The 17034-nt window shown below is 56.0% G+C and carries 25 protein-coding genes; 7 read left to right on the forward strand and 18 right to left on the reverse strand.

Annotated elements, in window-relative coordinates; all coding sequences use genetic code 11:
- The coding region (locus Q1A75_RS21150) for a transposase (RefSeq protein ID WP_299592873.1) at positions 1–645 on the forward strand (645 nt) is incomplete at its 5' end.
- A 324-nt stretch (positions 646–969) separates the two neighbouring features.
- On the opposite strand, the gene Q1A75_RS21155 is transcribed toward Q1A75_RS21150, so the two are convergent.
- The 5 genes from Q1A75_RS21155 to Q1A75_RS21175 all read right to left on the reverse strand — a co-directional run bounded on the left by Q1A75_RS21155 (position 970) and on the right by Q1A75_RS21175 (position 5798).
- A complete protein-coding gene (locus Q1A75_RS21155) occupies positions 970–1845 on the reverse strand; it encodes a transglutaminase family protein (RefSeq protein WP_299553706.1) in 876 nt (291 codons plus the stop codon).
- A gap of 367 nt (positions 1846–2212) precedes the next feature.
- Positions 2213–3334, reverse strand: coding sequence for an alanine/ornithine racemase family PLP-dependent enzyme (locus tag Q1A75_RS21160; RefSeq protein WP_299553703.1), 1122 nt, complete (start codon positions 3332–3334; stop codon positions 2213–2215).
- The gene (locus Q1A75_RS21165; protein ID WP_299553701.1) at positions 3331–4515 is read right to left on the reverse strand and encodes a DUF1611 domain-containing protein; all 1185 of its coding nucleotides are present in this window, start codon (positions 4513–4515) and stop codon (positions 3331–3333) included. The genes Q1A75_RS21160 and Q1A75_RS21165 overlap by 4 nt, the downstream gene beginning before the upstream one ends.
- Positions 4516–4603: 88 nt before the next feature.
- Entirely contained in the window at positions 4604–5029 is a 426-nt protein-coding gene (locus tag Q1A75_RS21170) for a hypothetical protein (RefSeq protein WP_299553698.1), read from the reverse strand.
- 415 nt (positions 5030–5444) lie between these two features.
- Positions 5445–5798 (reverse strand): hypothetical protein, encoded by a 354-nt coding sequence (locus Q1A75_RS21175; protein ID WP_299553695.1) that lies wholly within the window; start codon positions 5796–5798, stop codon positions 5445–5447.
- Positions 5799–6135: 337 nt separating this feature from the next.
- Here Q1A75_RS21175 and Q1A75_RS21180 point away from each other — a divergent pair, with 337 nt between their 5' ends.
- Positions 6136–6552: a hypothetical protein gene (locus Q1A75_RS21180; RefSeq protein WP_299553692.1), complete on the forward strand. Its 417-nt coding sequence runs from the start codon at positions 6136–6138 to the stop codon at positions 6550–6552.
- A gap of 171 nt (positions 6553–6723) precedes the next feature.
- Positions 6724–6924: a hypothetical protein gene (locus Q1A75_RS21185; RefSeq protein ID WP_299553689.1), complete on the forward strand. Its 201-nt coding sequence runs from the start codon at positions 6724–6726 to the stop codon at positions 6922–6924.
- Positions 6925–6980: 56 nt separating this feature from the next.
- On the opposite strand, the gene Q1A75_RS21190 is transcribed toward Q1A75_RS21185, so the two are convergent.
- Complete coding sequence (locus Q1A75_RS21190) at positions 6981–7712, reverse strand: Crp/Fnr family transcriptional regulator (RefSeq protein ID WP_299553686.1); 732 nt, start codon at positions 7710–7712, stop codon at positions 6981–6983.
- Positions 7713–7867: 155 nt separating this feature from the next.
- Here Q1A75_RS21190 and Q1A75_RS21195 point away from each other — a divergent pair, with 155 nt between their 5' ends.
- On the forward strand, positions 7868–8104 hold the full coding sequence (locus Q1A75_RS21195) for a hypothetical protein (RefSeq protein ID WP_299553683.1): 237 nt from the start codon (positions 7868–7870) through the stop codon (positions 8102–8104).
- A 38-nt stretch (positions 8105–8142) separates the two neighbouring features.
- Here the strand turns inward: Q1A75_RS21195 and Q1A75_RS21200 are convergent, their stop codons facing one another.
- Positions 8143–8277, reverse strand: coding sequence for a hypothetical protein (locus Q1A75_RS21200; RefSeq protein WP_299553680.1), 135 nt, complete (start codon positions 8275–8277; stop codon positions 8143–8145).
- Positions 8278–8532: 255 nt separating this feature from the next.
- Here Q1A75_RS21200 and Q1A75_RS21205 point away from each other — a divergent pair, with 255 nt between their 5' ends.
- Positions 8533–8739 carry a cold-shock protein gene (locus Q1A75_RS21205; RefSeq protein ID WP_299553677.1) on the forward strand — a complete coding sequence of 69 codons (207 nt, stop codon included), beginning with the start codon at positions 8533–8535 and terminating at the stop codon, positions 8737–8739.
- Positions 8740–8824: 85 nt separating this feature from the next.
- Here Q1A75_RS21205 and Q1A75_RS21210 read toward each other — a convergent pair whose 3' ends face one another.
- Positions 8825–8989: a hypothetical protein gene (locus tag Q1A75_RS21210; RefSeq protein WP_299553675.1), complete on the reverse strand. Its 165-nt coding sequence runs from the start codon at positions 8987–8989 to the stop codon at positions 8825–8827.
- An 80-nt stretch (positions 8990–9069) separates the two neighbouring features.
- Between Q1A75_RS21210 and Q1A75_RS21215 the strand changes: the two genes are divergently transcribed.
- Positions 9070–9744 carry a hypothetical protein gene (locus Q1A75_RS21215; protein WP_299553672.1) on the forward strand — a complete coding sequence of 225 codons (675 nt, stop codon included), beginning with the start codon at positions 9070–9072 and terminating at the stop codon, positions 9742–9744.
- A 207-nt stretch (positions 9745–9951) separates the two neighbouring features.
- Here Q1A75_RS21215 and Q1A75_RS21220 read toward each other — a convergent pair whose 3' ends face one another.
- The 8 genes from Q1A75_RS21220 to Q1A75_RS21255 all read right to left on the reverse strand — a co-directional run bounded on the left by Q1A75_RS21220 (position 9952) and on the right by Q1A75_RS21255 (position 13856).
- Positions 9952–10584 carry a tyrosine-type recombinase/integrase gene (locus tag Q1A75_RS21220; RefSeq protein WP_299553669.1) on the reverse strand — a complete coding sequence of 211 codons (633 nt, stop codon included), beginning with the start codon at positions 10582–10584 and terminating at the stop codon, positions 9952–9954.
- Between the two features lie 539 nt (positions 10585–11123).
- Positions 11124–11285 carry a hypothetical protein gene (locus Q1A75_RS21225; RefSeq protein WP_299553666.1) on the reverse strand — a complete coding sequence of 54 codons (162 nt, stop codon included), beginning with the start codon at positions 11283–11285 and terminating at the stop codon, positions 11124–11126.
- 158 nt (positions 11286–11443) lie between these two features.
- Positions 11444–11689 (reverse strand): hypothetical protein, encoded by a 246-nt coding sequence (locus tag Q1A75_RS21230; protein ID WP_299553663.1) that lies wholly within the window; start codon positions 11687–11689, stop codon positions 11444–11446.
- Positions 11690–11709: 20 nt separating this feature from the next.
- A complete protein-coding gene (locus Q1A75_RS21235) occupies positions 11710–12000 on the reverse strand; it encodes a hypothetical protein (protein WP_299592876.1) in 291 nt (96 codons plus the stop codon).
- Complete coding sequence (locus tag Q1A75_RS21240) at positions 11997–12503, reverse strand: hypothetical protein (RefSeq protein WP_299553657.1); 507 nt, start codon at positions 12501–12503, stop codon at positions 11997–11999. The genes Q1A75_RS21235 and Q1A75_RS21240 overlap by 4 nt, the downstream gene beginning before the upstream one ends.
- Positions 12500–13288, reverse strand: coding sequence for a hypothetical protein (locus Q1A75_RS21245; RefSeq protein ID WP_299553654.1), 789 nt, complete (start codon positions 13286–13288; stop codon positions 12500–12502). The genes Q1A75_RS21240 and Q1A75_RS21245 overlap by 4 nt, the downstream gene beginning before the upstream one ends.
- A complete protein-coding gene (locus Q1A75_RS21250; RefSeq protein WP_299553651.1) occupies positions 13285–13503 on the reverse strand; it encodes a hypothetical protein in 219 nt (72 codons plus the stop codon). Before Q1A75_RS21250 ends, Q1A75_RS21245 begins: the two co-directional genes overlap by 4 nt.
- A 2-nt stretch (positions 13504–13505) precedes the next feature.
- Positions 13506–13856 (reverse strand): hypothetical protein, encoded by a 351-nt coding sequence (locus Q1A75_RS21255; RefSeq protein WP_299553648.1) that lies wholly within the window; start codon positions 13854–13856, stop codon positions 13506–13508.
- A gap of 702 nt (positions 13857–14558) precedes the next feature.
- On the opposite strand from Q1A75_RS21255, the gene Q1A75_RS21260 reads away from it, so the two are divergent.
- Entirely contained in the window at positions 14559–15749 is a 1191-nt protein-coding gene (locus Q1A75_RS21260) for a Shedu immune nuclease family protein (RefSeq protein ID WP_299553645.1), read from the forward strand.
- Between the two features lie 112 nt (positions 15750–15861).
- On the opposite strand, the gene Q1A75_RS21265 is transcribed toward Q1A75_RS21260, so the two are convergent.
- Positions 15862–16419 (reverse strand): hypothetical protein, encoded by a 558-nt coding sequence (locus tag Q1A75_RS21265; protein ID WP_299553642.1) that lies wholly within the window; start codon positions 16417–16419, stop codon positions 15862–15864.
- On the reverse strand, positions 16416–17034 hold a 619-nt coding region (locus Q1A75_RS21270), incomplete at its 5' end, for a ComF family protein (protein ID WP_299592878.1). The genes Q1A75_RS21270 and Q1A75_RS21265, both read right to left, overlap by 4 nt.

Below are 17034 nucleotides of genomic sequence, written 5' to 3' on the forward strand. Positions count from 1 at the left end.
ATGCTGGCGCTGTTCGCAGCAAAGTCTGAAGACTTACGCCTGTGGCAACCACCCAGTAAAGAAACAGTCGAGTTGCGCGGTCTGCGTCGGCGACGCGATGACCTGGCCCAGATGATCCGCAAGGAACAGAACCGGCTTGAGCATCAACAAATCAAAGCAGTGGAACGCTCTCTCAAACGCCATGTGCGTGCTATGACCAAAGAGGTGGATGAACTGGATGCGCAAATCGTCAAGCTTGTCGCATCGACACCCGAGTTTCGGCGGAAGTCAGATTTGCTGACATCAGTTGTCGGAGTTGGCCCGAAGACAGCGGCGGCTTGTCTTGCCTATGTACCAGAGCTCGGCTCACTCACGAAAGGGGAGGCCGCTGCGATTGTTGGCCTTGCACCGCATGCTCAAGATTCAGGAACATTGAAAGGACACCGCCGGATTTCAGGTGGTAGACGAGAGGTCAGGGCCAGCCTTTATATGGCGGCGCTATCAACGCTGCGCTATGATCCGATGATGCAATCATTTGCGCGCCGCCTGCGCGCCAGAGGCAAACCGGCAAAGGTCGCGATCACCGCCATCATGCGCAAACTGATCGTCATTTTGAACGCCGTGCTAAAGACAGGGGAACCGGCGCGACGATCCTTGCCAAGCTGACGAATGCAGACCTTCGTTGCGACGGCTGCGAACTGGAACGATGCGGGACAAACCGGACTTGTGCAGGCGCAGCTATTGCTGGTGCAGAAAAGGCTTGCCTTCGCAGAAAGTCTATTCCTTTTTTGGTTAGCGCGTGTCACCAGAGCGGTCATTGAACGCCAGTCTGGGGCACCCACTACCTGACCGCCAATTCATTGCAGTTTGTACCCACGATCGAGACTCAGGGTGACACAGCCGTCGAAAAGCGCATGCTTATGACAGATTCAAAGGGCGGCAGAAGGTCGGGTGTTGATACTCCACACTACGACCGTCGTCTAATCTTGGTCAGTAAATTCCTTGATCCACAACATCAACAGCGACGTCCAGGGAAATGAGATCACTTTTGTCGCCCTGAAAACTGCCAATCACAGGAGTGATTTGTGATATGTTTCGGGCGACCGCCACCGGGATCAAATGCGCCGACCCCACGGATCTGTTCGTAGGGTCGAACGGGATCCAACCTGCCCCTGGAACGTGGACTTCGATCCATGCGTGCGTGGAGCCCGCCGCCGCTGATCCAAGCCGGTCATCCTTGGGGTCGAAAAGGTAGCCGGAGACCAGACGGGCACCCAAACCGAGGGTGCGGACTGCGTCAGCAAAGAGAACGGCAAAGTCACGACACGAGCCAACGCCCCGATCAATTGTGTCAAGCGGTGCTTGCGTGCCTTCGGCTTCGCGGATTTGATAGGCGATCTGCTCCGTGATGCCATTGCTGATGTCCTTCAACAGAGACAGAGTATCGGTCGGCCTGTTCATTACGAATTGCTCAACCCAGTTTGACAACCGCCCTGCGTCATCGGCGTATTGCGGCATCGCAAGCGACCCGAGATCTTTCCAGTCATCGTCAGAGTAAGTGAACGGATAGGATGCCGCAGAGGTCGCAATTGGGAAAACTGGCCAAGCGGGTGCCGTCAAATCAACTGTCGTACGGGACCTGATTGTAAGCTTGTCCGTCATAACGTCGAAAGTGGCGGCGGCAATGGTGTTGCCTGCGACGTCTTGGGACCAATCGATACGAGCGGTCGGAACGATCTCAAGATCGAACGACGTCAAAGCGAGGTCCCGCGTCTCGCGAGGGCGTAGCATTAGCCGGTGCGGACCAAGTCGCACAGGAGCCAGGTAGCGATAGCTGGTTGTGTGTGTGATCGTGATCAACGCCACAAAGGGCCCCTAATACGACCGACCGCCGGAACGGCGCCGTCCTTGACCAATGCCCTCGGGCATTTCCGTGCGCCAGACCGAAGATCCCTTGCAATGATTACAAATGCGTTGGCCGAACCCTTCGCTCCAGAACGAGGCCTCGCACCGCAAGCAGGAACGGGCCTTTGGCACATCTCCATGCGCACGCCCCGGATGATCCATTTCGATGTCGTCTACTTTGGTTTGCATATGCTCCCCACGTTTGATTGCGAGCAAGGTCGCGTTTACATCATTACTTAGCAAAGGGTTGAGAGGCGCGGTGTGCATTGCAGCCCTTTGTCTTTTGGCGAGGCGGATGTCCTGGTTCGCCGGAAGAGACATACGGATGTCACACCAGCCGTAAACGTGGCTGGGGTCTGGCATCCTTGACCGCGCCGTTGACCCGCAACCCGTGATGGACCATTTTTTCGACATCAGGTGCGCTCATCGCCCGCATGAGTGCGCTGTAGTTCATACTCATTTTCATTTCGGACCCGACGGACACTTCAGCCTCGCCTGTATCGACAACAATGTGGTCGCTCGTCGCGCCCCTGAACTCCACCCCAGACGGAAAGGTCAAACCGCCTGCATCCGTATCCTGCTGCCCGATGGCGAGGACAGAGCGACCCGTATGGTCTTTTTTGAGAATGAGTTCGAGCTTCCCATACTTCGGCGCACCCGGTTTCATCAGCCTTGATACCGGTTTCAGTCTTGCTTCGATGACTTCGGCGAACAGCGCAAAGGCGTCTGTGTGAAGGCCATTGATTGGCTGCCCCGATAATGGGTCAATCCCTAACAGGATCGCTTCGCCCAGACGCAAATTGTTGATCCGCCCATTCACCCCTTTGCCAAGCGCCCATGCCAGATTGGCCGAGCCGCCACCGGATACAAGCGCCACATGAGGTCCGCATGCGCCTTCGACCTCGTCTGCCAGTCGCGAGAGCATGGCCATGTCATCGACCGTCGGTGCCGCGTTGCCCAGGCAGCCGAAATTTGCTGCTATCCCGTTTAGGGCGAGACCCGGCGTTGCAACGACATGTAAGGCGCCATCGTTGAGGTCCTCAGGCATGATACCGTCGCGCAAGTCGCCCATTTCGACCATCAGGATGACATGGTGCTCCGTTCCCTTTTCCCGCGCGGCAGAGCCGAGTTCCAGGATCGTGTCGATCTCCGTATTGTAGCTCGTGTCGCAGCACCGGATGACATCATCTATGCCGTGCGACAGCGGCGCACGGATCATCGAGATGGGGCACGCGATCCCTGCTGCCCGCATCCGAATGACGTTGCTAATGCGCGCGTCGGCCAAGTCAGCGATGCCGCCGCTCAACATCGCCTTTGAGACGTCAGGATGACCGCAAACGGCCTTGGTCACGCCGGTGACAGAGATGCCCCGCGCGCCAAGACGACGGACGAGACATCGTGCGTTTTGCGTGATCTTGCCGAGATCAATCTCGACACGCGGCGTGGTCATTCTGCGGCTACAAGAGGCGCCGGGCGCAGTTGCGGGAAGGCGGCCAGCACCATGTCGGTCAATTGCTCTTCCGGCCGGGTCAACGCATCCGTCACCGGAATGCCGAGATCGCGCGAAAGTGTTTCGATTGCCTGGCTGACCTCGGCGTCCGTCATCCCCTCATGATTGATCGTCACGCCGACCACCCGCGTGCCTGCAAACGCCTCAATGAGGGTGATTTCGCTGTCCGCGTTCGGCATCGGGAAGTTTGGGAAGTCGCAGCGATGCGCACGTTTGGGCGCATGCTGAAGAATGACACCCTGCGGCTGGCTGCCGCGCAGAATGAAGGCCGAGGTGCAAAAGGCGGGATGGCTAAGAGCCCCCTGGCCTTCGATCAGGATGACGTCCGGCTCCTCGCCGTCAGAAGCCTCTACAATCACGCGCTCAAGTTCCCCACAGCAAAACTGCGGTGGGACGGCGTCCATCGCGATCCCGTATTTGGCCCCTTGCATCAGGCCGGTCTGACCTGTTCCCACAAGGACGGTTTTGATGCCACGCGCATTCAGTGCCTTTGCAAGCACGGTCGCCGTTGTCCGCTTGCCGATCGCGCAATCGGTCCCAAGAACAGCAATGCGGATTGCCTTCACCCGCGCGACGCTGCCGTCAAACAGGCGCATATCCTTGCTGGGTCGCGGTTTGCGTATATCGCGGATCGTTACACTGGCCGCCCTGGCAGCCGATGAAATCTGCGCATCATCCCCGAGGTATTCGTGCAGACCGCTGACGATGTTCATCCCGCGTGCAATTGCATCCAGCACAACCTCTCGATCTGTCGGCGACAGCGTCCCGGTCGACGGTGCCATGCCATAGATCAGCGTGTCGGGAGTGGTTGCCTCTCGCGCAAGCGCGGCATTGATATTGGCGACGATGGGAATACCGTTGCTGACATTGTCCAGCACCTGCCCGCTGTCGCGCCCGGCAAGCCTGCTGTCGATCACGGAAAGGACGCGGTAGGCTTGGGAATGACGAACCAGCCCGTTTGCCGTCTTGCCATCGATCTGTCCGAAGTTCCCCTCGCAGTAGACAATCGCAGTCGGTGCCGCCGTGCTCGGGGACTTGCTTGTACGAGACTGCTCTGGCGGGGTTTGCGGGCCAATGGGTGACAGCCGTGTCGTCGGTTTTTCCGTGGTGTTCGCTTCCATGGTTTTTCCTTTGCCAAGTGGCATTTGCAGATCCGATCAGATGACCCGTTCAGGTTTGTGGACAGCGCTTCATGCCGGATCGGATGCGCTAGTCGTTCAGAATGCAGCTCCCTTGCGATCGCTGAAAATTCCGGTGGCATTCCCATCGGTTTCCCGATCTGTCGAGATGTGCGTTGTCGGGAAGGTTGATCTTGCTGCACTCGTCATCAGAGGCTGCAAAGCCTCGATTGCATTTCCATCCCGGCCCATAGGTCGCGTCGTCGAAAAAGGCGTTCTCTGGAACGATAACGGCAGCACAGCCCTCTTCGTTCTCGACGTATCCCCGCTCGCACGTCCAGGGCTGACCGTAGCCAGACCCGTTCAGGAACGCGTTTTCCGGCACGACGATGGCCGCGCAAGTATCGCCATCAACTTCAAAACCCCGGCCACATCGCCAAACCGATCCAAAGGAATTGTCTGTCAGATATGCGTTCGGCGGCAAAACGATCTCGAGACACTGGTCGTCAGCCTCCATATATCCACGAAGGCAGCTCCAGCTTGTACCTGATGGGTCAAGATGTCCTCCATTCGGAACTACAACCGCGAGACAAGTCGTGGCATCCATTTCACGAAAGCCGTGCAGGCATGCCCAGCCGCTGCCATAGGTTCTATTGGTGGCGTAGGCGTTCGCCGGCACGACGACGGCGAGACAGGCATCGCCTGTGCGCCGAAACCCTCGAACACATTCCCACCCGTCGCCCCAGCTTTTGGCCTGCGCGTTCGCCGGTATCTGGTCGGCTTGCGCTTGCGCGGACAACGGTGACGCCGCGGGGATCAGTATGGCGAAAGCGAGCGCGATACTCCCCCTACAAAGCGTTACGAAGCGGCCTTCAGTGCTTGAATGTTTCCGTGCGGCGCCCTTTGGCAACACCGATGGCCATGCAAAGAGCTTACGACGCATCAAGCTCAAGCCCTTCAATGCAAGCCTGGGCAAGCGCGCGGTTCGGTTCCTCGGCTCCAGGCATGGTCGCCCAGCCCGCCTCCATCACGGCATCCCTCTGTCTGAACGTCGATGTCTCGCGGATCGCGGCAAGCTTCTCGACACGTGCTTCGTCGGTACGGGACATGTCGAGGCAGAATGGCACAAGTGCTGCGATCACTCGGTCTTCGGCCACCTCGCTTGCCATTTTCTCGGCTGCGGATCCGGTTACCCATCCTCCCCAGGTGAAACCGACAATAGCGATAAACGCCGCGCCGATCAGTGCGCCGTAGATGCCGGGTTTGAGCCATTCAGGTGTGGTCATATTGTGTTCTCCAGCGGGGAAAGCGCCGCGTCGCTATTTTGTCATGCCCAAAGAGTCAGGTTCACGGCCCATGCCATGTTCCAGACGCCTCAAGTTCGTTTTTCGTAACGCTGTGCCCAGGGCCGTGGTTCACCACCCATGCCGGGTCGTGTCGATCTGAGCCGACAAAGCTGCCTGATGATCCCAGGTCGATTGGGCGAACGTTAGCCTATCCTCGCGAGCGCGAGGCTGATCGAGGTTAGCCCACCCCGAAACAATCATTGTCACTATGGACGCAAACGCTAGGGCTTCGTTGTGTCACAGCCCCCCATGACACCCTCTCGCTGAAAGGAAATGCATGTCCGCCTCAGATATTCTTCACCCGGACGGCTCCGACTACGACGCATTCCTGCAAGCAGAAGTGGGAGAGGACAGAACCGGCGCAGCCGTCACGGTTGTGTCTGCACTTGCACGTATCGGGCTTGAACCATGGACCGAAGCCAAGGAGTTAGCGCTGTTGAGCAAGGAGAACGCCGAAATTCGGTTGAACGCGCATCTTGAAGCAATCACAGACGTGCCAGCACTTGCTCTGGCAAGCGAAAGCAAGGCGACCAAGCTTGTGGCATTGTTGCCTCACCGGGGGTCATTCCCTTTTGTTGGTGAAAGTCAGTCGGGCAGCTTCAGCTTCCCAAGGGTTAGCGCGTTTTGGGTGCTGTCCGTGTTTGTCGTCATCGCAGTGATCGCGCGGGTCTTCTATCTGGCCCAGGTCGGCTAACGTGCGTCAGTACGTTGTCTTGCAAGACCGGATATGCGGGACCTGACCACCGCACGTCAGGGTGGCGATTTTACCGAGTATCCTACAGACGCGGGAAACTGAAAGTGCTTCCCTCTTACTGCACGGCCTTTGCGCCTCTTGTACTCGGCTGGTCCAAGAAAGGACACGTATATGAACGAGCACAATCAAGAACAAGAGAACCAGACCGCGAAGCACATGGCTTCGGTCAAAGCCGCTTGGGACAAGGCGCCCGAAGGGCCCAAGAAGGCGGCCGCATTGAAACACTATCAGGCCGCCGAAAAGGCGCACGAAGCGGAAAACGACGAAAAAGCGCACGAGGAACTCAAGCAAGCAAGCCGCGCCTTGATGTGATGCCGTAAGCGCGATGTGATCATGGGCGGTCCGAAACCAAATCTCGGGCGGCCCTTTCAGGGCAAGAGAGGCCGCGCGTGGTCGAGATACGCAGGATCGAAATCGGCCAAAGCCACCAGACCCTCGTAATTATCAAACACCACGAGGCCGTCCCGAAAAGTAACAAGCCTGTCTTCCCGGAGTTTCCGCAAGACACGGTTGACATGGATGGCGCTCAATCCCAGAGCGTCGGCCAGATGATACTGCGTGAGGGGGCACGCGTACCCTCCCTTGCTGCCCATCCCCACCAGTGACAGTCTTACGCCAAGCTCCAGAAAAAAATGCGCCATGCGCGCATCAGCGTTGCGCCGCCCCAGCCCAACCAGATGTTCCACAACCATGGCCTCGTCGCGCGAGACTGCCCACAAGATGGCAGTGGCGAGGCGTGGCGTCTCCGCAAAAGCCTCCAGAAGATCGTTAACCAAAACTTCCGCTGCCTCGATCTCGACAATCGGTTCAATACCATGATCGGACGTGTGCAAGAGAACGCTGCGCAGCCCCAGAAAATCCCCCGGTATCTGGAAGTCCACGATCTGGCGTGATCCATCAGGCTGGATCTTGTAGGATACCACCCAGCCCGCCGCGAGAATATAGGCCGCCTGTTCCGATTGGCCTTGATGCACAAGGTCTTGTCCCGCGGAGAAGGATTTCCGTCGCGCGTGCAACCGCTCCAACACGCCAAGTTCTGACGTCGAAAGCTCGACGAAGGCGGAGAGTTTCCGGGTGAGCGGGCTGGTCTCAGTTGCCATTGCTGGGCCCTCTCGAACCGATGAATGCGCCAAAAACAACTCTTCATTGAGACTGCTTTCGATCAGTACGGACGACAAAGACCTCCGTGACAGTGTTCAGGAGCATCACGACCTCGCCTCTACGCGATGCCATGAACGAAACAAGGAATACTGCGATGTCAGAACAACCAGACCCGGCGGGCTTGGCGGCCCTCTCGATTTGCGAGGCCTTGCTGCTCGCCTTACACGATCACGACTTACTTCCAGAACGTGAGATAATCGGTATTCTACGCGATGCTGCGGAAACCCTGGAAAACGCACAGGACCCTGAACCGGAACGGCACGTGCACGCGGCGGCAGCGGATCTGATCAACGAGATCCTTGAAGGAGGAATCCTGTTACGGCGAACTTAATTCTGACTGGGTGCATCAGAGGTTCTGCGACGCGCCTGTCAGTCCTGTGACGGATCGACTGGCTTGGTTCCCGATGCGGAAATTTCGCTCGTTTTGGTCAGTGATTTCGGTTCTTTTTCTTGTAAGGCCTTTTTGTCGGCGGCCTCTTTCTTTGCCAAGTCGTTGAACGACATGTGGGCTTTCCTTTGCGCGCTACCAGGGTGCCCGGCAGCTTGCTAGCTATAGAAGATCAATGCCGCTTTGGCAAAGGAAACATTTGTCGTCAGACAAGGCGCACCTTGTAACTCTCCCGGGTAGGCACCAAGTTTAAGATGCTACTGACCTCCATTCGACTTTCTGTTTTCCCTTATCGGCTCACAGCGCTCGACATTGTCGTGAGAAGCCGGGCTGCTGCATGTCGTGGGCAGCGATCATAAGGAAAAATTCACATGGCCAATGGCACAGTGAAATGGTTCAACACCACTAAAGGGTTCGGCTTTATCGCGCCGGAATCGGGCGGCAAGGATGTGTTCCTGCACATCTCTGCACTCGAGCGCGCGGGCATGACGAGCTTGGACGACAACCAAAAGGTGACGTTCGATCTCGAGGCTGGCAAAGACGGTCGCGAAAGCGCGACAAACATCGCGCTCGCATGAGCTTTGCGAATGGGCGCCCTCTTGGGGTGCCCACACGCTGAGACGGCGGACTAACCTGTTGCGTTCGGACCGCTGGACTTAAACGTCATCGCGTCAGGCGGGCCAAAAGTGCGTCGTCCAACGTGTCGCCTGCTTCAAAGCCCGACCTCGTCGCTCGGATGAACGTGCTTAGTAAACCGTTCCGCTCACAGCCCACTCGGTTCACGACCTGATAACTCAGGGGCTCGACGCTGTCGTTCGAGGTGAGCATGCCATGTACCTGTGCCTTGCAGGCCTAGAAATTGGTTTGCGCTGCTACATTGAAAATCACCATCCAGAAGGAGTTATCCAATGACACATTCAAGCATTGCGCATCTATCAAATAGCGGTGACAACCTTTTCAGAGACAAAGCCAAGAAAGCCAAGGTCACCAAAAAAGAAACGCGGCCTCAAATCCACGTGGGCGAACACGGCAGATATCAAATCAAGTCCGGCGTTCTCGGGGGCAAATTCGTCGCGCGCGCGTTTGCAAAACCGCCGACCGAAGCGCGCGGATTGATCGCCGAGGCAAGCGGTGCCACCGAAGAAGCTGCTATCGCCGCTTTACACGACGTTATCGACGCAAGAGAGAACCGAAGGATTGAAGCGCGCAGAAAAGACGCGCGCACGGGTATCTCGGTGCCAAGCACCGAGGAATATGCAGAGGCACTCGCTCACGTTGCGCTGACCGGCCCGCAGCGCGCAATGCTGACGGCATTGTCGGTAGCAGACGCAGACGGGCTGACGGATGAGCAAATGGCGAGGGCAACGGATTACAAGTCGCTGACTTCGGCGTACAGATCACTCGCGAATGCGGGTCGCTTGATTTCCGATTTTCTTAGCTTTGGGACGAACTCGAAAGTGACGCCCATTGCACTGGAAAACAGTTCGGTTCTTGGGTTTCAGGCGGAGACACAAGATGAAACAGAAGCGGGAAATTGGATACTCCATCCGGAATTGCGTGATGCCGTAAGAGCAACCTTGTGATGAAATCGAAAGGGCGCTTGCCTATATCGCGGAAAAATCCGATGCACACGTCGGAGGTTCGGCAGAAATGTAAGCATCAAGGCGATACATCGCGCCTGTCTGAGCGCCAAATAGCAACCAAAACATAGCTTCACCAGCCTCATGCTAAAGGTGAGCCGTGCACCCCGCCTGAATTGGCGACAGACCAATGCCGCCCGCCAATCTGGTTCAAATGTCGATGCGCTCGGCGATGCTCAGCGCATCCTCAAGTTCGACACCTAAGTAGCGCACGGTGCTGTCGACTTTTGTGTGACCAAGCAACAGCTGAACAGCTCTCAGGTTCCCAGTCTTCCGATAGATCTCCGCGGCTTTGGTCCGGCGAAGAGAATGTGTACCGTATCCGCTCGGGTCCAGATTTATGGATCTCACCCAATCCTGCACCAACCGACCATATTGTCGGGTCGAAATGTGGGGTCGGTCATGAAATCGGCTAGGGAACATGAACCGGCACGCAATCATTTCCGGCGACGTGATCCATGAGGTCACCGTCTCTCTGGTATTGTCAGAGAGTTCGAACTGGACAGGTCTTTTGGTTTTGCTTTGGATGACTGACACCCGTTCCTTAACGCGATGATCTCTTACCAGATCGGCGACCGTCAGCTTCACCAGGTCGCAGCCGCGCAGTTTGCTATCAATTGCCACATTAAACAGCGCCAGATCGCGAAGATTGCCCGCAAGTTCAAGCCTCGCTCGGATCGCCCAGACCTGTTTCGGTAAAAGCGGTCGCTTCTGGCCGATGATCCGACCCTTATTCCAAGCTCGGTGTTTCGGGGTGACTGCAGAAAGTTGGACTCTCGGCATGATGTGCCCTCCATTCCTCCCGCCCCGCCCAACATCAGCACCGCACTGACACTATAACTCTATTTGCTTGGCGAATGACCAAAGCTCAAACGAATGCTTCGGTGAAACAATCGCGGGCGGTTCAGGTTGATTGGGTTTTCAAGCGCGCGTCGTTCCAAACCCCGGCTCAAAGCGCAGCGCTAATTTGGCATGCTTGGGAACAGCAACAATTCTCACGAGACGTGAATCGGTTGCACTACTTCCGCTATGCACACGACGGATGGCTGGTTGTCTTGGTTTCTTAGCAGTACTAGGAAGCGAGCATATGCGGCAATTATCGTGCTGCGAGCGCACGCAGCACGAAACTCGAATTCACAGATTGGGCTCAAAGCGGACGGCCGCCGCGCGAAGGACGAACGACCGCTCTGCTGAAAATCGCATGGGCAAAGAGCGTTCCGATATTTGGCGTCTACACGCTCTTTGCCCATGCTATGGTTGGTGCCAAGTGTTGACCGAAAGCACACGGTAGATATTTGTCGAAGGTGAAAAGCTGAATGGCGCTATTCCTTGCGCCGCGAGAAAGTGAATTTCAGTTTCAGGAAGATGAGGTTGATTTCAACGCTCATGCTCAAGTCGATCTTGCGCAACTGCTTTCGGATCGTTTTGAGGCGACGGGCTGCTGTACGGCGTAGGCTGGTTGATTTTTTACGAATGTATTTCATGGTAATCTCCTTAGTGAATAAACGAGCTTTCCAGACACGGCGGGATAGGGGGCCTGTCAACACGCGCGTAGCGCCCCGAAGGGCTTGGTGTTGACTGGTCCCCGCGCCGTGTAGGATAGGCTCAGTTTTTCACGGAGATTTCCTGCAATGGCTTTGTATCAAGCGGGCTTTGCTGACTGATCAAGCCACGCAAGGGTTTGTGGCAGTAAGGTTTCCGCCTCGCGCGGGTTTGACAGACGAAAGTCCAACAACGCTGACTTTGCTACACGCAGTGCCATGGGATTGGCGTGCAAGTTGTGCATAGCTGCGGCAATGGCTAGAGCCAATTCGGGGTTCTTCGGTCCGATCCGACCTTCCAAAAGTGCCCGGATGGCTACCATGCCTTCGATCAAATATGGCTCCACGTCCCTGTCCTCCTTATCGGTTAGTGCTGCCAGTGGTCACGGCCATACTTTCGGCCCAGAATGGTGATCCTGTCATTTGCGTCAATCGGGACATTCTCACGGTACAGTTCTCCGATCTGGTTGACGCGGTAGACGTTGGCGTGGTGATCGCCAAAGGCATAGATGATAAAGCACCAGTTGCCCCGGCCTTGTTCTCGCACCTGATAGAAACCGCCGAAGTTGCGGCACTCCCATGACCCCGACCACCAGACCGCGCCCGAAGTGCCGCGCTCCTCCGGCATCAGGTCTATTAACGCAAGCTGTTCCATCATCTGCCCTCCGTTTCCTTTCCATCTTCGTCAAAAGCGCGCTCAAGCTTGAGGTCGATGAACCGGGAAGTGATCAGGTCAGCAAAGTGAGCACGGGCCTCGTCAGTGTCGCAATAAGTTTCAGGGTCTTGCCCCTCTGGCAGATCAATTTCGAAAAACTGCTGGGTTTCGTAGGCCACCCGAACGACTGCGGATGGCGTTCTTGGTGGCTCGGCCAAGGGCTCTAAGTCAGCGCTCCACGGCACCGGCGGCCAGAGCCGCCCATTATAGCTCAAACGCGCAGCGTGCAGTTTCTCCCGATCATAGATTTCACCGTCTCCAAACTGCGACGCACCAAGCGCTGATGCCTCCCGCGCGTCGATATAGGCGCGTTGACAATCCTCAAGACTGGCAAGATCGCGTATCCAGTGGGTGCCGGGCGCGGCATGATCGCGCCCGGCATAGATTTGATATTTGACGCTGTACGGGGGGCAGCGGGCAATTTGGTCTTGCTTGATCGCGCTCACTGGCCTGTACCTTCATCCAAGAGCTTGTAGGGGTCGCGCTCGTCGCTACCGGAATAGCTTAAAAACTCGACAAACGCCTCGCGCAACTCAGCTAGTGGATGGTTCTCAAAATCATCCTCTCGCTGCCCTTCGTCGTCGCCTGTCAGATCAATATCCTCGTGAATTGCATAGGTCAGGTCCTCCGCAATCTCGGTGAAGTCGGTCGCGGGTTTTAGCTGACCGGCCAACCTTGGAAAGAAGCCATATTGCACATCACCAGCATTGAAGCCCTTGCCTGTTTCGATGGCGATTTGACGCGCGATCTGCACCGCCTCCAAGGGGTTGAACTCGTCATGAATGGCGGTGGCTAGGTATTCCGGTTCTTCCTGCGTGCCGTGATTGCTGCGGCCATAAATGCCCCAGAACTCAGCGCATCCAGCTTCACACTGAACAATGCCGCCTTCGCTTTCATCGTTCCTGCAAGCGACCAATTCAAACCATTCGAAATGGTCGAGTGTCTGGTCGTCGCCAAGGTTGTTGAACCTCTGTTCAGGCGGCGTGTCCACGGTGAACACAACAACATCACCTTCGACTGTATGGCCTACAGCCCCAGAAAGAAGCTGTTGGATTGCAAACGCTGGGACACCAGAAAACCCGGCTCTGACAACTTTGATAAGGGTCGAGCGGTCTTTCGGAAAAGCGTATCCGTTGATGGCCCAAGCAATCACACCGGGGGTGTGTTGCATCGGTGATGAGTGCAGACGATAGGTGGTTCGCGCGACTGCTTGTTGGTTTGTATCGGTCATACGCCACGCCCCTCTGTCCAGACCGTCGCCCATTCGTCCATCTCCGCAACAACATCACCAACATCGTTCGTGATCGTCAGACGCGGCTTGATCTTCGCGGCTTTGTGGTGGTCCTGTCCGAGCATCCGCAGGATCACGGAGTTATCCCCGGAAACCCGGTGCGCTTCGGTTCCGTAGTCGAGCGTCAGAGTGTATCCGTTTTCCGTGCTGGTCATATTCAAGCCTCCTGTTGGCCGTAAAGGGCCTGTGCTGCATCATCGATGGCATCGAAAGCGGCCTGCGAAAGCGCCTTGTGGTCCTCAGTTGCGATTTCAGGCAATTGCATGAAAGCGGCGCAGTCTTCTCGGAACGACTGGTAGCGCACCGGGTCATTGAGAAATCCGGCATTCCGTGCGGCACTGCGTACCACGTCCATCAAGTCGGCAACCCATGCCTCATAGACCATGCCGCAAGCGGTGTCGGCGAAGCCTTGGCGGACCTCTGCAATAGCCTTGCGGTGGGCTGCATTGTGCTGGACCTGCTGCCAATAGGCAGGGTCGTTCGGGTTCTGGATAAAGATATCAGCCATATCGGCGTTTTCCTTAGTGGTGTGACGGTGGCCGGTTTGCGCCCGACCTATCCGCGTGTGTTTCGGTTTGGACACATCAGGCCAAGGAAACGGCCTGATGGACTGACGCCTGCCACCCGCACCCATCCGCGTTTTTCCCCGGAAGGGAGGGGGGGCGACAAAAAGAGGGGCTGTGCCGAATCCTGGGGCTTTCACACCCAAAGGGCCGGCGCAAAGCAGAGGACCGGCGCATCGCGCCGGTTGGGGAAGACACAGGATTCGGCTAAGGACACTCGTCGCCCCCCTGACCGCCGGGGAAAAGCAGCGCAGCTGACCGCCCAGAGGCGGGCAGCGACAAGCGATATGAATAATGGCAGGGCAGGGGTGAGCGCGCTTTAGCGCGTCGATCCCCTGTCCTGGCTATCAATCAATGCGAGCCGCGCGCCCCGCGCGGATCTCCTATGACTGAAAGCAAAAGGCGGAGCGAAGTGGCATTCACCTCAAAGATATTCCTTTGGTGTTACCAATTTCCCAATGAAATCAGAGGGTGCATTTCAGACAACTGCACCTGAGTTTCCTTTTTGGCAGCATAGTGTTTCCTTCGGGCAGACCCCGCAAAGGGGATCGTGACCCCTTGGGGCAGAAACGAAGCGGCGCATCGACTTGCGACAGCACACCCTGAGCTTGTAGGCTCAGTTACGAGAATAGATATTGGAACGGTTCATGCCGATTATCGATTTTGAGGAATTTGAGTATGCCAAAAACCGCGTTCCATGCAGGCTCTATATCTCGAAGGGATTCAGCTACCCGGGACGAGACACGGTTTTCCGGCATGGCTGGAAGCGGTTCGAGGTCGGGCCGTTGAAAGAGCTTGTTAAGGATGGTGATGAATTCGTTCTTCATGAAACAGATACGGGCATCCAACAGATAAAAGCACGATTTATCGAAGATGGGCGAGGCGTTACACACCTACACATTCAGAGATGGAGCACCAAGACTGGGAACCCGATGGGTGAGCAGGTTGTGTTGTACGGTGAGCAGATTTCCAGGTTGCTGGAGTTTCTAGAAAATATCCGGCGCCTGGAAATTCCTAGCCCGGCCAAATTCAACGTCAATGAGGCCGATTTACGCCTAGTTCACATGCCTGACGCTGACGCACGCAAACTTCTCGAAGATCGCCCCGACCTAGTTGCGGAATTTGCGCGCAGCAAGATTACTACCGAGGACGTAGTGGCTCTCGCCTATCGTCGTGAGCAGTTGAAGTCTTTCTCAAACATGCTCGACCAAGCAGAGGATATCTCCGAAAGAAATTGGCAAGAGTTCTTCGAGCGCAATCAATGGATATTTGGATACGGACTCAGCTACATCTTCACAACAGGGTTGGACGGTCGAGAGCTGCAGCAGACCATCCGTGGATCAAGTCTAATTGCACCTGGGAAAATTCCAGACGGAATAATGAAGACCCGCGCGACCGTTAGCGCACTGTGCTTGGTCGAGATCAAAAAGAGCTCAACTGACCTCCTAAAGAAGAATGAATACCGGCCAGGAACATGGGCCCCTTCGACGGAACTTAGTGGTGCGGTAGCTCAATGCCAGGAGACGTTACGTGCTGCGACCGACGCTCTCGGCACACATCAACGCTTTACCGACGAACACGGTGACCTTACGGGGGAAGAACTGATGTCAGTCCAACCGCGATCTTTCCTCGTTGTTGGTAGCCTGAGCCAGTTCCAAGCCGAACACGGTGTTAACGCAGCGCGCTACCAAGCCTTCGAGGGCTTCCGACGGAACCTCCGCCAACCCGAGATCCTCACCTTTGATGAGCTATATGAACGTGCGCGGTTCATCGTTGATCATACCGAGAATTCGGGTGCTTTGAACGAGGATGAGGACGTAGGGGACATACCGTTCTAAGCGCGGCGCACCCCAACCAACCGACGGAGGCATGTCTACGCTTCGCTAGATGGTCATCGGATGCGATTTAATGCACTGCCACCGATACCTGAATCGTTGGGGGTCAAGTGACCTAAAATGCCATACCGATCTGTTCATTGTTCAGGGCAGAAATCCGGGAGTTTAGCCCGATCTTTCGATCAGCAGCTTTTCGGGCTCCGTCAGTCATCACAGAAAGCAGTGAACTGAGATCACTCTTTTCTTTTATCTTTAAGAACCGTTTCTCCCGGTTGACGAAGACAACCGTTATCTTGCTTCGCGACAACAGCTCAAAAACATTACTGAGCGTTCCGGTACTTGAAGCATCCCACAGCATTAACCCAAATTCAGCCTGCGAAGCCATCTCAATATCTTTTGCGGTAAAGAACGCCCTCGTTCCCGGTTCAGCCGAAGATCGGATGCGTTTCACGCTCCAATTACCGACATTGTTACGGGGCTTCTCTCCCGTGCAATAGACGGTCACATTATCCGCCCCGAGGCGCAAAAGTTCCTTTTGGATCGAAGTGTCGGCTCCATTCGCATCACCAACGATGACGTCTAAACCGTCTTTGACGATGTTTTCGATCCGCTCTACAAACTTGGGATCTAGGTGTTTGATTTTGATCGAGCCTGCGATGAACACAGCCGTCATGGTTTCCTCCACGTCAATGCTGCAACATAGATGTCGCCGATCTTATCGTACCCGGCGAGTGTTGCACAAACAGCCTCCAATGTCGCCCCGGTGTGATAAAGATCATCCACAACAAGGGTGTTCCAGCGTCCTTCGTTGGTAATAGTTTTGTTCAAAACAAACCGACCAGCAAGTGCATCAACTTTTTCCTCTTTTGTGGTCAAATTCTTGAGGGAGCCAGCATTTGCAACAAGTGCGGACTTAACGACGAGGTTGTTGAAACATGGAACCCCAATTCGGTGTGCAACTTCCGATGCCAACTCGGAAACAGGTTGACGAGCGCGGACCGTGGACGCAGGGGCCGGGATCACTAGACCTATTTCGCCAAGCAGCGGAACAATTTGACGTTCGACTGCCTTTGCCAGAGGTTTGACCTGACTGTAATCATTCCGGTATTTCAGCTGGAATAGCGCTTCACCGATCTCTGTTCGCGTTGTGTCAAATATGGGTCGGCCATTAGGATATTGACCGACCACAACGCTGCCAAGGGAGTGCTTATCTAGTGTTCCCCGTCTGACATAGGATTCCCATTGTCGGTTCGGAGTGTCATGTTGGGGCATGAGACGAGATGACATC

Source organism: uncultured Tateyamaria sp., from assembly GCF_947504105.1.
In the GTDB taxonomy this organism is placed as follows: domain Bacteria; phylum Pseudomonadota; class Alphaproteobacteria; order Rhodobacterales; family Rhodobacteraceae; genus Tateyamaria.

What these genes read in the sequence shown, in the direction of transcription:
- Q1A75_RS21160 (WP_299553703.1), bottom strand. Translation starts at nt 3,334, where the DNA reads ATGACCACGCCGCGTGTCGAGATTGATCTCGGCAAGATCACGCAAAAC.
- Q1A75_RS21165 (WP_299553701.1), bottom strand. Translation starts at nt 4,515, where the DNA reads ATGGAAGCGAACACCACGGAAAAACCGACGACACGGCTGTCACCCATT.
- Q1A75_RS21170 (WP_299553698.1), bottom strand. Translation starts at nt 5,029, where the DNA reads ATGGAGGCTGACGACCAGTGTCTCGAGATCGTTTTGCCGCCGAACGCA.
- Q1A75_RS21175 (WP_299553695.1), bottom strand. Translation starts at nt 5,798, where the DNA reads ATGACCACACCTGAATGGCTCAAACCCGGCATCTACGGCGCACTGATC.
- Q1A75_RS21180 (WP_299553692.1), top strand. Translation starts at nt 6,136, where the DNA reads ATGTCCGCCTCAGATATTCTTCACCCGGACGGCTCCGACTACGACGCA.
- Q1A75_RS21185 (WP_299553689.1), top strand. Translation starts at nt 6,724, where the DNA reads ATGAACGAGCACAATCAAGAACAAGAGAACCAGACCGCGAAGCACATG.
- Q1A75_RS21190 (WP_299553686.1), bottom strand. Translation starts at nt 7,712, where the DNA reads ATGGCAACTGAGACCAGCCCGCTCACCCGGAAACTCTCCGCCTTCGTC.
- Q1A75_RS21195 (WP_299553683.1), top strand. Translation starts at nt 7,868, where the DNA reads ATGTCAGAACAACCAGACCCGGCGGGCTTGGCGGCCCTCTCGATTTGC.
- Q1A75_RS21200 (WP_299553680.1), bottom strand. Translation starts at nt 8,277, where the DNA reads ATGTCGTTCAACGACTTGGCAAAGAAAGAGGCCGCCGACAAAAAGGCC.
- Q1A75_RS21205 (WP_299553677.1), top strand. Translation starts at nt 8,533, where the DNA reads ATGGCCAATGGCACAGTGAAATGGTTCAACACCACTAAAGGGTTCGGC.
- Q1A75_RS21210 (WP_299553675.1), bottom strand. Translation starts at nt 8,989, where the DNA reads ATGCTCACCTCGAACGACAGCGTCGAGCCCCTGAGTTATCAGGTCGTG.
- Q1A75_RS21215 (WP_299553672.1), top strand. Translation starts at nt 9,070, where the DNA reads ATGACACATTCAAGCATTGCGCATCTATCAAATAGCGGTGACAACCTT.
- Q1A75_RS21220 (WP_299553669.1), bottom strand. Translation starts at nt 10,584, where the DNA reads ATGCCGAGAGTCCAACTTTCTGCAGTCACCCCGAAACACCGAGCTTGG.
- Q1A75_RS21225 (WP_299553666.1), bottom strand. Translation starts at nt 11,285, where the DNA reads ATGAAATACATTCGTAAAAAATCAACCAGCCTACGCCGTACAGCAGCC.
- Q1A75_RS21235 (WP_299592876.1), bottom strand. Translation starts at nt 12,000, where the DNA reads ATGATGGAACAGCTTGCGTTAATAGACCTGATGCCGGAGGAGCGCGGC.
- Q1A75_RS21245 (WP_299553654.1), bottom strand. Translation starts at nt 13,288, where the DNA reads ATGACCGATACAAACCAACAAGCAGTCGCGCGAACCACCTATCGTCTG.
- Q1A75_RS21250 (WP_299553651.1), bottom strand. Translation starts at nt 13,503, where the DNA reads ATGACCAGCACGGAAAACGGATACACTCTGACGCTCGACTACGGAACC.
- Q1A75_RS21255 (WP_299553648.1), bottom strand. Translation starts at nt 13,856, where the DNA reads ATGGCTGATATCTTTATCCAGAACCCGAACGACCCTGCCTATTGGCAG.
- Q1A75_RS21260 (WP_299553645.1), top strand. Translation starts at nt 14,559, where the DNA reads ATGCCGATTATCGATTTTGAGGAATTTGAGTATGCCAAAAACCGCGTT.
- Q1A75_RS21265 (WP_299553642.1), bottom strand. Translation starts at nt 16,419, where the DNA reads ATGACGGCTGTGTTCATCGCAGGCTCGATCAAAATCAAACACCTAGAT.